At 38.2% G+C, this 14966-nt stretch carries 15 protein-coding genes; 10 read left to right on the top strand and 5 right to left on the bottom strand.

Annotation, left to right across the window (positions count from 1 at the left end; all coding sequences use genetic code 11):
• Nucleotides 1–134: 134 nt before the first annotated feature.
• Nucleotides 135–905: a 3-hydroxyacyl-CoA dehydrogenase gene (locus IMO47_RS06240; RefSeq protein WP_196075644.1), complete on the bottom strand. Its 771-nt coding sequence runs from the start codon at nt 903–905 to the stop codon at nt 135–137.
• A 188-nt stretch (nt 906–1093) separates the two neighbouring features.
• Between IMO47_RS06240 and IMO47_RS06245 the strand changes: the two genes are divergently transcribed.
• From IMO47_RS06245 to IMO47_RS06265, 5 genes are all read left to right on the top strand, one after another.
• Nucleotides 1094–2125 (top strand): AraC family transcriptional regulator, encoded by a 1032-nt coding sequence (locus tag IMO47_RS06245; protein ID WP_196075645.1) that lies wholly within the window; start codon nt 1094–1096, stop codon nt 2123–2125.
• Nucleotides 2126–2363: 238 nt separating this feature from the next.
• Nucleotides 2364–2711, top strand: a complete 348-nt coding sequence (locus IMO47_RS06250) for a hypothetical protein (RefSeq protein WP_196075646.1) — start codon at nt 2364–2366, stop codon at nt 2709–2711.
• 302 nt (nt 2712–3013) lie between these two features.
• A complete protein-coding gene (locus IMO47_RS06255; RefSeq protein ID WP_227552182.1) occupies nt 3014–3964 on the top strand; it encodes an aliphatic sulfonate ABC transporter substrate-binding protein in 951 nt (316 codons plus the stop codon).
• Entirely contained in the window at nt 3964–4779 is an 816-nt protein-coding gene (locus IMO47_RS06260) for an ABC transporter permease (RefSeq protein WP_196074847.1), read from the top strand. The genes IMO47_RS06255 and IMO47_RS06260 overlap by 1 nt, the downstream gene beginning before the upstream one ends.
• Nucleotides 4780–4890: 111 nt before the next feature.
• On the top strand, nt 4891–5802 hold the full coding sequence (locus tag IMO47_RS06265) for a bestrophin family protein (protein ID WP_196074846.1): 912 nt from the start codon (nt 4891–4893) through the stop codon (nt 5800–5802).
• 234 nt (nt 5803–6036) lie between these two features.
• Here IMO47_RS06265 and prmC read toward each other — a convergent pair whose 3' ends face one another.
• Together prmC and prfA are read right to left on the bottom strand one after the other, a co-directional pair.
• The gene (prmC, locus tag IMO47_RS06270; RefSeq protein ID WP_196074845.1) at nt 6037–6855 is read right to left on the bottom strand and encodes a peptide chain release factor N(5)-glutamine methyltransferase; all 819 of its coding nucleotides are present in this window, start codon (nt 6853–6855) and stop codon (nt 6037–6039) included.
• The gene (gene prfA, locus IMO47_RS06275) at nt 6855–7943 is read right to left on the bottom strand and encodes a peptide chain release factor 1 (protein ID WP_004824393.1); all 1089 of its coding nucleotides are present in this window, start codon (nt 7941–7943) and stop codon (nt 6855–6857) included. Before prfA ends, prmC begins: the two co-directional genes overlap by 1 nt.
• Nucleotides 7944–8336: 393 nt before the next feature.
• Between prfA and IMO47_RS06280 the strand changes: the two genes are divergently transcribed.
• The 5 genes from IMO47_RS06280 (at nt 8337) to IMO47_RS06300 (ending at nt 13201) form a co-directional block, all read left to right on the top strand.
• Nucleotides 8337–8768, top strand: coding sequence for a hypothetical protein (locus IMO47_RS06280; protein WP_004824395.1), 432 nt, complete (start codon nt 8337–8339; stop codon nt 8766–8768).
• Between the two features lie 517 nt (nt 8769–9285).
• A complete protein-coding gene (locus tag IMO47_RS06285) occupies nt 9286–9828 on the top strand; it encodes a glycine zipper domain-containing protein (protein WP_196074844.1) in 543 nt (180 codons plus the stop codon).
• Between the two features lie 169 nt (nt 9829–9997).
• On the top strand, nt 9998–11011 hold the full coding sequence (locus tag IMO47_RS06290) for an LLM class flavin-dependent oxidoreductase (RefSeq protein WP_196074843.1): 1014 nt from the start codon (nt 9998–10000) through the stop codon (nt 11009–11011).
• 227 nt (nt 11012–11238) lie between these two features.
• A complete protein-coding gene (yiaA, locus tag IMO47_RS06295) occupies nt 11239–11718 on the top strand; it encodes an inner membrane protein YiaA (RefSeq protein WP_196074842.1) in 480 nt (159 codons plus the stop codon).
• A 922-nt stretch (nt 11719–12640) separates the two neighbouring features.
• Nucleotides 12641–13201 (top strand): flavoprotein, encoded by a 561-nt coding sequence (locus IMO47_RS06300; RefSeq protein WP_196074841.1) that lies wholly within the window; start codon nt 12641–12643, stop codon nt 13199–13201.
• A 41-nt stretch (nt 13202–13242) separates the two neighbouring features.
• Here IMO47_RS06300 and IMO47_RS06305 read toward each other — a convergent pair whose 3' ends face one another.
• Both IMO47_RS06305 and IMO47_RS06310 read right to left on the bottom strand, forming a co-directional pair.
• Nucleotides 13243–14010: a hypothetical protein gene (locus tag IMO47_RS06305; RefSeq protein ID WP_242052614.1), complete on the bottom strand. Its 768-nt coding sequence runs from the start codon at nt 14008–14010 to the stop codon at nt 13243–13245.
• A 98-nt stretch (nt 14011–14108) separates the two neighbouring features.
• Complete coding sequence (locus IMO47_RS06310) at nt 14109–14945, bottom strand: pyruvate, water dikinase regulatory protein (protein ID WP_196074840.1); 837 nt, start codon at nt 14943–14945, stop codon at nt 14109–14111.
• Between the last annotated feature and the right edge of the window lie 21 nt (nt 14946–14966).

Genomic DNA, 14966 nt, shown 5'->3' on the forward strand with positions numbered 1-14966 from the left:
GAAATTAAGGTCAAATTTGTCCAATACCGCCTTTTGAGCAGTATGGGACATTATTTTTAAGGTGTTTTGCTTTACAAATGGCAAGATCAATAGCTGAAGCTAAGTGCATTTGAAATGCATAAATGAGATTAGACTTACTTAGGTTGCATACGGATTGCGCCATCCAAACGAATTGTTTCTCCGTTTAAATAACTATTTTCACAAATATGTCCCACAAGCTGTGCAAACTCTTCAGGTTTGGCAAGACGTTTTGGAAAAGGCACCATTTCACCTAAAGCATCTTGAACATTTTGTGGCAAAGCTTTCAGCATCGGTGTTTCCATAATACCAGGTGCAATGGTCATGACACGAATGGCATGCTGCGACAGCTCTCTTGCCAAAGGTAAAGTCATTGCAACAACAGCACCTTTGGACGCCGCGTATGCAGTTTGCCCAATTTGCCCATCAAAAGCCGCCACTGAAGCAGTGTTGATAATGACGCCACGATCTTCTTCTCCGGCTGCGAGTTCATAACGTGAAATCACATCTGCAGCAAAGCGAAGCATATTAAACGTTCCTGAAACGTTAATATTTAAAACCTTCTGAAATGCATCCAAGGCATGAATGCCGTTTTTCCCTAGAACCTTTGCAGAAGGACCGATACCTGCACAATTGATCAAACCATTGAGCTGTCCGTAATCTTGTTCTAGTTGTTTAAAGAATTGTTCTACCGCAGTTTCATTGGTCACATCCAATTGAACAAATTTGGATTTTTCACCAAGACGCTTTTGCATTTCTTCACCAAACTCATGATTCATATCCACCATGATCACGCTTGCCCCTTGAGCAACCAAATGTGATGCAGTTGCAGCACCGAGACCAGATGCTCCACCTGTTACAACAAAGACTTTTCCTTCAATTTTCATTTTTCTTCCTTATTGATTGTTAAATAAATAGCGATAGATTTTAAATTAAACCTATTTTCGACTTAAGATGAAGAGTAAACATAGTCAAGCTTGAGTACAATTTCCAAAAGTTGCATCCTGTATGATGGATTTGGACAATTTAAAATTTTCAAGTAACTTAACCACTCATTAAATGCGCTCACAAGATAATGGAATATAATGTGAACAATCAACATTTCATTGAAAGTAAAGGAACCATATCAATTGCACTCGTCCATGAGGCACTGATTGGTGCCAAAAAAAAAGGATTCAACATTGAAAAAATCTTGGCCGATGCTGAGATACCACTTGAGCTTTTCAATGCACCCAAGGCACGGATTGCAGTTTCAAGCTATGCAAAACTTTGGACTGAAATTGCAGATCAAATGAACGATGAATTTTTTGGTATGGATTCTCATCAGATGCGTCGGGGCTGCTATAAGTTACTGTCAAAAATGGTCATGCAAGCTGAAACACTTCATATTGCCATTGAACAAATTCTACAATTTTTTAATTTTGTACTTGATGATTTTTCAAGTAAATTGCTGATTGATGAAAATTATGCCTACATTGTCATTACAGATAAATTACAACCCAAAGCCATGTTTTGCTATGCTACCTATATCATGCTGATTCACAGTTTGATCTGTTGGTTAGCTGATCAACGCATTCTGCTTAAACAATTGCAATTAAAATGCACAGCCCCTGAAGATGATCAAGATTATCGTGTTCGTTTTTGTGACAATATCAGTTATCAAACAGATGAAAACTATCTGCAATTCGATGCAAGTTACTTAAAGATTCCCGTTAAACGTGACCAAAAATCTTGGCATGCATTTATCAAAAGCAGCCCTGAAAGTCTGCTATTAAGATTTAAGAATCCTTTGGCATTGAGTTCTATAGTACGCAAAAAATTACTTTCTCTTTCACCCTGTGCTTGGTTGGAACTGGGTGAATTAGCTGAACAACTGAATATTTCGGAAGCAACGATCCAACGTCGCTTAAAAAGCGAAGGTACAAGCTATCAACAGCTTAAAAATGATATCCGCTGCGATATGGCAATTGATCTTCTAACCACAACAACGCATACCTTACAAGACATCAGTGAATTATTGAATTTTCAAGATGCGAGTGCATTTCACCGTGCTTTTAAAAAATGGACTGGGGTAAGTCCTGGCGCTTATCGAGAACATAAACATTGAATCTAAAACGGGTGAAAGTAGACGGCTTTCAAGGAATGAGATCATCATCTTGATCAAACAGACATCAAAGGTATTTTACTCGCATAAATTTCAAAAGCTGTACTCTGATTTACAGCTTATCTGAACATGGTTGCAAATCCACCATTATTAGTATATTTTTCACCCAATTCAAAGCAGTCTTTTCTGCTTACTCCCTGTGGTACCCTCCTCCCCTTTAATCAGCTTTCAGGTCACTAACATGATTAAGATGATTGATGTACTAGAACAAAATCTAGTTCAAAATTTTATCCACTCCCTTTCTGCTCAAACTGAACATTTAGATGAGTTGATAGAAGGAATTTTAAAAGCTTCAGATCCTGATGTTGCAGATGCAATCAATGACTTTCTGAATATGAACAATGCTTCGGATCTTGCTCAAGCACTTGATATCCAGCAAGAACGTATTGAAGCGATTCAATCTGGTTTGGCGATGAAAAAAGAAAATATTGCAGATACAGCGAAAATTGTAGCACTCTGTCTTGCGCTTGAAACCAACGCCTTGGACCAAGTTGAAATTGCGGATAGCCTCGAAGATTATCCAATATAAAGACAGGCTCAAAAAAAAACGGCTCATCATGAAGCCGTTTTTTTATGTCTAAATCGCAAAAAATGCTAAGAATTTTTTTCACTATAGCTTTCAGTTAATCTACTTTATCTGAAGCAAGCTGATAAATATAAATATTATTGATGAAAATCAAAATATTAATGAATTAAATATCGATAATTCTGTTTTATTGAAGTGCTTATCAATTATTATTTTTTGTGCTGATGTCATAAAAAATATACAAATCTACTCTGTTTTTCTCTTTGAACTTTAATGGGGTATTTATGAAATTTTTTACTCAAAAAATGGTGGCTTTAGTCTCTGGCTTTACACTGAGTTTAGCGGTGACATCATCTTTCGCTGTCATCCCAACAACACTAAAACTTGACTATGCTTACTATGCTCCAACAAGTTTAGTGGTTAAAGAGCAAAAACTATTAGAAAAAGCCTTACCGAAAACAGCAATCAAATGGGTATTTAGTCAAGGTAGTAATCGTTCACTTGAGTATCTAAACAGTGGTAGTATTGACTTTGCATCCACCGCTGGTCTGGCAGCTGTATTGAGTCGCGCCAATGGAAGTCCAATCAAAACGGTTTATATTCAAAGCCAGCCAGAATGGACAGCTTTGGTCGTCGCTAAAAATTCAACCATCAAATCATTGAAAGACTTAAAGGGTAAGAAAATAGCAGCAACCAAAGGCACTGACCCATTCCTTTTCACGCTTCAGGCACTTGAAACTGTTGGTTTAAGTAAACGCGATGTTCAATTGGTCCATTTGCAGCATCCAGATGGTAAAACCGCCCTGGAACGTGGGCAGGTCGATGCATGGGCTGGGCTTGATCCATTGATGGCTTCAGCGCAGTTACAGTCAGGTGCTAAGCTTCTGTATCGTAATATTTCATTTAATAGCTATAGTGTTTTAAGTGTTAAAGATCAATTTGCAACACAAAGCCCTGAGGCTATAGAAGCCGTGATCAAAGCTTATGAGCAAGCACGTCAATGGGCGAAAGCAAATCCTGATAAACTTGCAGAGTTGTTGGCGCGTGAAGCAAAATTACCACTTGAGGTCGCCAAACTTCAGCTTAGCCGAACCAATCTCGACCAAAACATTCCAACTGCAAAACATATCAATGCCTTAAAAAAAGCTGGAACAATTTTGAATGAAGAAGAGTTGGTACGCAAAGGTACCAATGTCAACCAAGTCGTTGATCAGTTATTTGACAGTAAATATGCACAAAAAGTTGTTGGAAAATAATGAACAAAATCTCTGCTTCAGCGTCAAATACAATTGTGCCTACAGCGGTTAAAAGTTCTGTAGTCAAAGCCAATTTATTGAAATGGCTAAAAGCAATCACTGTCCCTGTTTTGATCTTGCTCATATGCGAGTATCTTGTTCGAACGGGCTGGATTGAACCCTATTTACTCCCAGCCCCCAGCAGTTTACTTGAATCATTTCGAGATCTGGCACACGGTGACTTATTCACACATGTGTATACCAGTACATGGCGAGTTTTCTTCGGCTTTTTTGTAGGAAGTGCGCTTGGGCTTATCTTTGCAATCGCTGTAGGTCTAAACCAACAGATTGAAGCATTTTTAGAACCAACATTTTCTGCAATTAAATCAATCCCCAGCCTTGCATGGATTCCTCTATTGCTATTATGGCTAGGAATTGATGAAGCTTCTAAAATTACTTTAATTGCCATTGGTGCATTCTTCCCCACCTATACCAATACAGTTTCAGCCATTCACAATGTAGATAAAAAATTATTTGAAGTTGCCAAAGTCTATCGACTAAGCCCTATACAAACAATTTTTCAAATCGTTCTCCCTGCTGCTTCACCAGGAATTTTAGTGGGGCTGAGAAATAGTTTAAGTTTGGCTTGGATGTTTATGATTGCAGCCGAACTGATTGCAGCAACACAAGGGATCGGTTATTTACTCAGTGATGGTCGAGAAACTTCACGACCTGATATTGTTATTATCGCGATCATTTTATTGGCTGTACTGGGTAAACTAACAGATACGCTGATGAAATGGATTGAAAACTGGTTTTTACGTTGGCGCACTTAAATCAAGCTAAATACGGCTTTTGCTGAGCCGTATTTTTAATTTCCCTATCTGAAACTTGCATTTATGGTTTTTCCTATGGAACACTGTTGCCGTTACATATAGGTAGACCGTATGATCATTCGTGATAAAAGCAATAGCTTCGCCCTTCTTTTTGCTTGGCATGGCACCATTCTTCCCAAAGTCTTGCCTGCATTGGCATTCGTTGTGCTGATCTCCACCGTTTTAGTGTATTTATCTTCCCACCATTATTTTACTTTTCCTGCTGTACCTGCAATTGGATTTACCGTATTTGGTATTATCCTTTCTATTTTCTTAAGCTTCAGAAATACAGCTTGTTATGACCGCTGGTGGGAAGGTCGTAAATTATGGGGTGCATTGATTGCTACCTCCCGCCATATTTCACGTGACAGTCATGTTTTATCAGAACAGCAACGCCAAGTGCTCATGTATCGCGTCATGCTTTTTACATGCTTACTCAGGAATCGTCTACGCAATCAAAATCAATCCATTGAATTTTATATAAACAAAGTTGGCTTTGATGATTCAACTTTTAACTATCTCTCTCAACACATGAATGCTGCTCAATATGTTCTAGAACATATTCAAAAATCCTTGGTGTCCTCGCTTCATCGCGGTGAAATTTCGGATATTATTTATCAGGGGTTAAATCAACATATTGTTGCTTTGGGGAATATTCAAGCAGGTTGTGATCGCATACTCAGCACCCCATTACCTTATTCTTACTCAGTGTTGTTGCATCGTACCGTATATTGCTTCTGCTTAATCTTGCCTTTTAGCCTAGAAGCCAGTCTCGGTATCTGGACACCTGTCATTGTGAGTCTGATTGCTTATCTGTTTTTAGGTTTAGATGCTTTAAGTGCGCAACTTGAAGAACCTTTTGGTCTACAAGAAAATGATTTGCCTTTGGATGCAATTACCCGGCTAATCGAAAGAGAAATGCTGAGCTCACTGGGCGAGGAATTGCTCGAACCGATTCAATTGGTCAAAAGTAATTTGACTTAACATGACTTTTGTTAATTGTCCGGTTTTAACACTGCATGATTTTAACTTCAATCAGCATGCAGATAAACCGCAATATATTTGAACTGAACTCGTGAAAATGATCTTTTGATACGGTTCAGTAAAAAACTGCTTTTGATACGCCCTAGATGTTTAGAATAAAACATGGATAAATAAAAAAGCTTGACCAAGTGATCCAATCAAACATTTGGTCAAACTTTTTTGAACAACAAGAGATTAATTTGGCCACTGACCTAAAGTTACACGATTATTGCCACCATAATCTTTGACCGTTCGAACTTGTTTAAAACCCGCACCTTTAAATATCTGCTGTACGGCTTCTGCCTGATCATAACCATGTTCAAGTACGATCCATCCCTGCGTCGCAAGCCATTTTTTACCTTGCTGAATAATATGTTCAATGTCGGCTAAACCATGATGATCAGCAACCAATGCACGTTCAGGTTCAGAAGCAAGCTGAGACATATGTTCATCTTCAGCATCGATATAAGGAGGATTAGAAACAATCACATCAAAATACTGCCGATTCAATGCCTTAAACCAGCTACCCAAGTAAAACTTCACCTGTTGCAAATCGTGCTTTTCAGCATTATGTAATGCAACCTCCAATGTCGGCTCATAAATATCCGTAGCAATCACAGACCAGTTCGGACGTTCACTTGCCAATGATAAAGCAATCGCCCCAGTACCTGTACCAAGATCAACAATACGACAATCTTCTGGTAAATCTAAATGTAGTACTGTTTCAACCAAAACTTCCGTATCAGGACGAGGCACCAAAGTATCTTTGGTGACTGTTAAATCTAAAGTCCAAAATGGCTGCGAACCCGTCACATATGCCAACGGTTCACCATCGGCAATACGTGCCAAACCATCGGTATACTGCTGTACTTGCTCAGTCGTTAATTCCTGTGTTGATTTAAGAGTCAAATCAAAAGCATCAATTTTGAGTATATGTTCGAGCAACCAAGCATTTTCTTGACGCTCATAACTTTCTGCCTCTCCGCGTAAGGCCAGTGCCTGTGCAATATTCATTAGCCACCGTTTTGTTGAGCGAGCATTGCCAATTGATCAGCTTGATATTCACGATGCAAACTGTCTAAAAGTTCAGTCAAATCACCTTCCATCACAGCATCCAACTTATATAAAGTTAAATTGATGCGGTGATCGGTCATACGACCTTGTGGATAATTATAGGTTCGAATTCGTTCTGAACGATCACCCGACCCGACCAAATCACGACGCATTTCAGAAGTTGCAGCATCGGCAGCAGCACGTTTTGCATTTTCTAAACGTGAGGCTAATAACGCCATCGCCTTGGCTTTGTTTTTATGCTGTGAACGCTCATCCTGACATTCTACGACTGTTCCCGTCGGAATATGGGTAATACGGACTGCTGAATCCGTTTTGTTAATATGCTGACCACCTGCACCGGATGCACGATACGTATCGATACGTAAATCGGCAGGATTAATATCGACTGTAGTATCAACATCAACTTCTGGAAGAATTGCGACTGTACAAGCAGAAGTATGTACTCGGCCTTGCGACTCTGTCGCCGGGACACGTTGTACACGATGCGCACCACTTTCAAACTTCAAGCGTCCGTAAACGCCTTCACCATTGACAAGGCAAATGATTTCTTTATAGCCACCATGTTCACCTTCGTTTTCAGATAAAATTTCAATACGCCAATTTTGTGACTCGGCATATTTGCTATACATACGGAATAAATCACCTGAAAAAATCGCGGCTTCATCGCCACCTGTTCCCGCACGTATCTCCAAATATGCCGAGTTAGCGTCATTGGGGTCTTTAGGAATCATGAGAATATTCAACTCAGATTCGAGTTGTTCAATTAAAGCCTTATTCTCTTTGATTTCCTCAACAGCCATATCCTTAAAGTCTGGATCGCTTAACATCACTTCAGCTGTTTCAATATCTTCTTCAGCCTGCTTATACTTTTTCCACACTTCAGTAATTTCTGATAAATCATTATGCTCACGTGATAAATTGCGAAAGCGTTTATTGTCAGAAATCACTTCAACGTCTGCCAATAATGCCTCTAATTCTTCATGTCGATCACAAAGTTGATCTAATCGTAAACGTAACGATTCTTTCATTTTAAATACATTCTCAAGCTAAGCCTCAGCCACATTTCAAGATTTAAATACAATCTCAATCACATAGCTAAGAAAATTCTAAAATAATTGTGCATAGTTTACCGATTCTGCCATTTAAATGACACATTTATATAGGCTCTCAGCCGTGAACTTAACGAATTTATGGGATGATCTATATGCTTTATGCCTATTCATACCAGCATTGTCTTCATCATTTCTCCTTTTTGTCCTGCTGTTTGCATGTTTTAAAATCACTTTTAATAGAAAACATACATTCAGATACCAAACGTTATCAATTTTCGGATTCATCTCCACAATTTTTGGAAAAACTTTTGTTACATTTGCTTCATCGAATACAGATAGAGCTGTCCAACTAAGGACATGGAGCAAGACATGAAATTTAATACAATCTTATTTAGTACTGCATTAGCAGTCACATCAATGTTTACAGTAAGTGCCCATGCTGACAACTCAACACGTATTGCAGCAACTTCGGCTTTAGGAAGTGTTGTAGGTACAGCTGTAGGTAAACAGATTGGCGGCAATACTGGTGCAATGATCGGTTCAGCCGTTGGGGGTGCTGGTGGTGCAGCAGCTTCAACCAATAGAAGAGACCGTACAGCTGCTGCCATCGGTGGTGGTTTAGGTGGTGTTGGTGGCTATACCGTCGGTAAAAATATGGGGGGTACTACTGGCGGCTACATCGGTGCAGCAGCGGGTGCAGCAGGTGGTTCTGTTTTAGGGAAAAAAGTATCTCAAGACCGTCATGCAGATCAACGCAAGTACAATAAAAAGTACTACAAAAAACATCGTCGCCACCACTAATTGATCGACAATATCATCAAGCACCTTCGGGTGCTTTTTGTATTGTTTCCTCTTAGACAATTCATCTTTTGTGTGGAGGTATAAGATCTTCCCTCGCCCTGGGCAAACCTTGCATCTTAGTTTTGGTTAAATCTCAAATATTAAAGTCAGATCGATTTAAAATGGGATTGTAGGCAGTGTAAACTGTAAAGAATTTTGTTTAGTTGATAAAGGTTAATCCAACAATGTATGGGCTTGCTTATTGTTCCACCATCATTTCAACTTTTTTAATTTAACTCTATGTTTTTCGCCTCGACATGATTGCCATAATTGCTATTTTAGTATGGGCTCTGAATACTACGGGTTCTATTGAAAAAATTTAATATTCACATCATATGAATCAATTAAAGACGAAGAAATACAATCTAGAAACAAAACACAGAAATTGCTTACATTCAAATCCATAATTATTGCTATATGTTTCGCTATTCTGCACTCAGGTTAAATAATTTGAAGAAGCTTCGAGAAGGAGTTTGAAATGAAACTACAAGCAATACTTGGTGCAACAGTTCTTGCAGCAACACTGGTGACAACTGCACATGCAGGTAATTCAACCAATACCGCCTTAACATCTGCGCTTGGCGGTGTAGTCGGTGCAGCGATTGGTCAACAAATGGGGGGCTCAACTGGCGCAATGATCGGTTCAGCAATTGGTGGCGGTGTTGGTGCCGGTGCTGCATCCAATAAACGTGACCGCAATGGTGCAATCATTGGTGGTGCTTTAGGCAGTGCAGGTGGTTATACGGTGGGTCGTAATGTGACAGGTACCTCAACAGGTGGTTATATTGGTGCTGGTCTCGGTGCTGCTGGTGGTTCAGCTTTAGGTAAAAAAGTCAGTGAAGATCGTCGTTATGATGACCGCTATGACAGTCGCTATGGGCGTTATAATGATCGTTACGATCGAGGATATGGCTACCGCAATGTTGACTACCGTTATAACGATCGTAACTATCGTCATGATAACGGGCATCACTATGGTCAATACAAAAACAAGAATCGTTGGAACAATTGGAAAAACTAATTCCATTATTCAATTGATATAAAGCTTTTTAATCAAGCACCTATCGGTGCTTGATTTGTTTTTACTCTAATAGGAATTACATCAGCACCTACAAATATCGACATTTTTCGATATACTTTACTCAACTTATATCGTACTATTTCGATATATGATTATATCGAGTTGAAAAATGACATCTTTGAATGATTCAGCATTAAACAATACCAAGTTTTCCATTTTAGAGCTTGCACCTGTTCGCGAGGATCAAACGGTTGCGTTCTCTCTCAAACACGCACTAGAACTTGCACAACATGCCGAGAGTTTAGGGTTTGATCGTCTTTGGCTGGCTGAACATCATAATATGGACGGCATTGCCAGTTCTGCAACAGCCGTACTATTGGGCTATATTTTGGCAAATACAGACTCTATAAAAGTAGGTTCAGGCGGAATTATGTTACCCAATCATGCGCCGCTCGTTGTTGCAGAACAATTTGGTACTTTGGCAACACTTTATCTGAATCGTATCGAATTAGGGCTAGGACGTGCTCCCGGGACTGATCCTCAGACCATGCGTGCATTAAGACGTGGTCGTCAAGAAACCGAAGATCAATTTCCACAAGATGTCTTGGAGATCTTGAGCTATTTTGCAGATGCTCATCCAAATCAAAGAATTAAGGCTACTCCTGGACAAGGCACACATGTTCCTGTGTGGCTTTTAGGTTCAAGTCTATTTAGCGCACAACTTGCTGCCAAATTAGGACTTCCCTACTCGTTTGCATCACATTTTGCACCGAGAATGTTGGGGCAAGCCATTCAGCTTTATCGTGAAAACTTTCAACCTTCCGAATATTTGGATCAACCTTTTGTTTCCATGGGTGTACCAACTGTGGTCGCTCAAACAGATGAAGAAGCTGAATATCTTGCAACCAGTGTCTATTTGCGAATTCAAGCTTTGCTGACTGGGCAAAGTTTAAAACTCAGACCGCCTGTTGAAAGCATGGAAGGTCGATGGTCTGTTTCAGAAAAAATGGCTGTGCAAAATTTCCTCGCGATGGCACAAATCGGCTCGCCAGAAACAGTGAAAAAAGGCTTGAACCGACTTCTTGAACAATATCAAGTGGATGAATTTATTTTTACTTGTGATATCTATGACACATCGAAACGTTTAGATAACTTTAGCTTATTAATGGATTTAAAAAAATAATACAAACCTATTGCCTTTTCCTCTTTACCAAAATGAAATGTGAGTTTTCATTTTGGTTTTTTTTGATTTCAATATTATTAAGTCATTAATTTAAATATGAATATATAATTAACTATTTTTTAAAGCACGAATCAATGCAGCAGAAAAAATGAAAAGATTTGCCATCTCTTTTCAAATCAGCATAATAGAACATATAAAAATCAGTAGAATATCAACAAGGAACAACAATGAATCAATATATCAATAAGCCGACACCCGCTTTTGTTGCCGTAAGCTGGGTGGCTTTGCTTGCTGGTGCTGCCGCCTATTGTGTGGGTCTGTTTAATGCACAAATTCTCTTAAATGAAAAAGGCTATTACCTCATCTTGATTCTCTATGGATTATTTTCTGCCGTTTCATTACAGAAAATTGTTCGAGACAAGCTAGAAGGACAACAAGTAACGTCCATATATTATGGCTTATGCTGGGCTTCAGTAATAATTTGTGTTGTGCTTTTGGCATTAGGATTATGGAATGCCAACATGACGCTGAGCGAAAAGGGTTTTTATATCATGGCATTTTTGCTCAGTCTATTCGGAGCTGTTGCCGTACAGAAAAATATTCGTGATTTGGAATACCTGAGAACACATACACAGCCTGAATTGGGACATTCAGTTACACCGCAAATGGAAATAAAAGAAATTGAAACACAAGAGGATAAACTTTAATTTATCCCATACCTTGATGAGCAATCAAAATGAGGAATCTGACCCTTCCATTTCAATCCCTAAAGTAAATGATTGATTGAACACTTCGCCTGACTTTTTGTTGGGCTTTTTAAAATCGAAAAATATGCAGTGAGAATCCAACTCATTGATTATCACTCTTTTGAACTTTAAATTTAAATAGATTCAATCTGTTGAAAAATAAATCACCCAATAATCAATGCAATTAATTCATTGTGAATGATACAAAGCTATCATTGCCAGGCTTTGAATCCTGAGTTTAGCTAAATTCGCATAGACGATAGCTCAGTTTTTCCAGAGATGAAAATAAGAGTTAAATCTTTCGTTGAACGAGGGATCGTTCCCATCCCATCAACATCGCCACATCAATGTCATTTCATCCTACAAAAACCAAAGATGAATCAAACGTAAAAAATAAATGAACCACACACTTTTCTCACAACCTGTATAAGACCATAAAGCCAGATAAATATAAATGATTGAAATAAAAGACTTGCATGAATAATTATGCTGCTTGACTGTATCTTAATGGGCTGTAGTTAAATTGATATTTTTATCACTTCACTATGAATAATTTCGCCAATCTATTTAAAATTAAATGAAATAAAATAAGCAACGGTATTGACCAATGATCATGCAGAACAATTGAGCTCTGCCCAGATATCATGGACAGATATCGACAACAATCCGGATATTCGGGCAGATCAGAAATAGAAAAATTTTTAAATCTGAGAATTGCAAGATCATGCTTTAGATGCTGTTTTAGCAGATTTCTTATTACAGCGTTATATCTATAAAATATGACTGGGGAGATTTTGAAAAAGCTTTACCTCCGTAGATTAAGTGGGTTATATCAGTAAATGTCACGATTTTCTGCGACTTATAAATAAAAAAAGGAATAATTATGCTCACCAGGAACAAGAGCCAAAATGAAGGTTTTTTTCAAAACCAATCAGAGTTTTTTAAACAATACACAGGTAAAATCATTGCATCTTCAGAAATTAAATTACATGACTTTTCTGGATTAAAAGTTGCAATTATTGGGATTGATCAGTTTACGGTAACGCAGCTTGATCAGCTTTTACAGCATGCGGAACGCGTCAAAGTTTTTCAAATTTCTCCTGTTTTTGTATTACCCCAAACAGAACGAGGCATAAATAAACTTATTTCACATCCTCTGATTATTAAAAATCGTCGTTTGTTTAATCATCGTATTAAATCAATGTTGGCAATCCGATATTTAGATGCTCAAGTTCAAGATCAGTGGTTAAAACGACAGCTTATGCCTAATCTGGCAATGAAAAATAAAGTCTTTTTGAAATCCGATGATTATTACACGGCATTACAGCACCCTCGTTGCAAGCACATTGCTTGGCCGATTGTAAAAATTACCTCTCATTCAATACTAGGCATGGATGGAACAGAGTATGTCGTTGATGTAATTATTCGTACCTACACATCGTAAACATGAATAAATTAAAAGAAGGGGGCATTCCCTGCTTCCTTTTATTTTGTCTGTCCGATATAGCGATAACGATTGCCAGTCCTTTGATAGCGTAAGTAATGATCCGTCAATTTTCCAGAATGACTGATGAGCATAACATCGACATTCTTCAAGTCTTTAGAAATACGGATAAAGTCATTCAACGGACGCTCCCAATCCTGACAATCGTTTGCAACGTCTATTGAGTCCAAATTTTTCGTTTTCGTTTCAAAAATTTGCACTGGGGCGAATTTATCTTGGTTCAATATGAATGAATTTATACGATAAGTTCTTGAACATGTACTCCCAACAAAAAGACTGGTAATTAAGTACACATCCTTATTTTCAATTTTAACTTGCGCAATGTTATCGATAAATCCAACTTCTGCTAAATCTTGAGTGATTGGCGCAGTTTTAGCTTTCAATTGAATCAAATTGGTAAACTCCCGCATGGTACCCCCACCAGAAATATCCATCGTATAAAATTTAATTTTGCGATCTGGGCTAAAATGAATTTTCAACATTTTCTTTTCAGTCAGTTTAGGAAAAGAATAAGCGAAACTTGCAGGATCCTTTTTTATTTTAGTTTTAATTGAGTTGGAAATATTTTCATTGTACTGATCGCACTCGTTTCGTGATGAGCAACCTGCTTGATAATATTTCTGAATCAGAGTTGTTTCAAAATCCTTTAAAGTTTCGGCATGTAACTGCGTTGTCATCATGCCCGATAGGCAAAAAAACATAGAAATTGAATTTATTTTTAATATCTTTTTCATATAACTATTAGACATTATCTTGATCCTCCATAATTTTTTTTAAAAGAGCAAAATGTGCATTCTGCTCTTTGTAGTGATTCTATTATATCCGCAAGATAATTATGAAAGACGACTTATCCGATTCTGCGTTTTAAGCCTGTCATTTGCAGTACACGTGTTGAAATTTCTTCAATCGACATTTCCGAAACATTCAAATACTTGATTCCTTCAGAAATATAGATTCCTTCTACAGCACGAAGTTCCATCTGACATTGTGAAAAACTTGCATATCGGCTATTGGCTTTTCGTTCTGAACGAATTGCGACCAGACGCTCGGCATCGATCATCAAACCAAACAACTTATTTTTGTGTTCTTTCAGTACCGCAGGCAATCTATTATCGTCCAAATCTTCTTCAGTTAATGGATAGTTCGCCACGCGAATTCCAAATTGCAAAGAGAGATAAATGGATGTTGGTGTTTTACCTGAACGTGAGACACCTATCAAAATCAAATCCGCTTTGTCATAGTGCCGTGTGCGTGCACCATCATCATTGTCTAAAGCAAAATGTACGGCATCAATACGTGCTTTATAAGACTCGGAATCGGTTACTGCATGGGTCTGTCCGACTAAAGTTGTAGGCTGAGTTCCTAAAACATCAGATAATTTGCTAATAAGCCCTTCAAAAACATCAAGATTTACTGCATTTGCCGTATTGATAATGTCACGCACATAAGGGTCAACCAAAGTATCGAATACCAAGGGTTGCTGACCATCTTTATCGGCTCTTCGATTGATTTCTTCAACTACATTCATCGCCGCTTCTTCAGACGTAATATAGGGAATGATATGAATATCGAACTTTACATGGGGAAATTGCGCTAATAACGAATGTCCAAGGGTTTCAGCTGTGATCGCTGTACCATCAGAAATAAAAAATACGCTCCGCTTTATTTGGTTACTTTCTGACATTAAAAATCTCCTCAAACATTT

This window comes from Acinetobacter sp. Res13-Abat-PEC15-P4-01, from assembly GCF_015676285.1.
Lineage (GTDB): Bacteria > Pseudomonadota > Gammaproteobacteria > Pseudomonadales > Moraxellaceae > Acinetobacter > Acinetobacter nematophilus.

Excerpts from the sequence above, each read along its gene's own strand:
- IMO47_RS06300 (WP_196074841.1), top strand. The coding sequence starts at position 12,641 with ATGCTCACCAGGAACAAGAGCCAAAATGAAGGTTTTTTTCAAAACCAA.
- IMO47_RS06245 (WP_196075645.1), top strand. The coding sequence starts at position 1,094 with ATGGAATATAATGTGAACAATCAACATTTCATTGAAAGTAAAGGAACC.
- yiaA (WP_196074842.1), top strand. The coding sequence starts at position 11,239 with ATGAATCAATATATCAATAAGCCGACACCCGCTTTTGTTGCCGTAAGC.
- prmC (WP_196074845.1), bottom strand. The coding sequence starts at position 6,855 with ATGAATATTGCACAGGCACTGGCCTTACGCGGAGAGGCAGAAAGTTAT.
- prfA (WP_004824393.1), bottom strand. The coding sequence starts at position 7,943 with ATGAAAGAATCGTTACGTTTACGATTAGATCAACTTTGTGATCGACAT.
- IMO47_RS06265 (WP_196074846.1), top strand. The coding sequence starts at position 4,891 with ATGATCATTCGTGATAAAAGCAATAGCTTCGCCCTTCTTTTTGCTTGG.
- IMO47_RS06260 (WP_196074847.1), top strand. The coding sequence starts at position 3,964 with ATGAACAAAATCTCTGCTTCAGCGTCAAATACAATTGTGCCTACAGCG.
- IMO47_RS06240 (WP_196075644.1), bottom strand. The coding sequence starts at position 905 with ATGAAAATTGAAGGAAAAGTCTTTGTTGTAACAGGTGGAGCATCTGGT.
- IMO47_RS06250 (WP_196075646.1), top strand. The coding sequence starts at position 2,364 with ATGATTAAGATGATTGATGTACTAGAACAAAATCTAGTTCAAAATTTT.
- IMO47_RS06310 (WP_196074840.1), bottom strand. The coding sequence starts at position 14,945 with ATGTCAGAAAGTAACCAAATAAAGCGGAGCGTATTTTTTATTTCTGAT.
- IMO47_RS06305 (WP_242052614.1), bottom strand. The coding sequence starts at position 14,010 with ATGTCTAATAGTTATATGAAAAAGATATTAAAAATAAATTCAATTTCT.
- IMO47_RS06285 (WP_196074844.1), top strand. The coding sequence starts at position 9,286 with ATGAAACTACAAGCAATACTTGGTGCAACAGTTCTTGCAGCAACACTG.
- IMO47_RS06255 (WP_227552182.1), top strand. The coding sequence starts at position 3,014 with ATGGTGGCTTTAGTCTCTGGCTTTACACTGAGTTTAGCGGTGACATCA.
- IMO47_RS06290 (WP_196074843.1), top strand. The coding sequence starts at position 9,998 with ATGACATCTTTGAATGATTCAGCATTAAACAATACCAAGTTTTCCATT.
- IMO47_RS06280 (WP_004824395.1), top strand. The coding sequence starts at position 8,337 with ATGAAATTTAATACAATCTTATTTAGTACTGCATTAGCAGTCACATCA.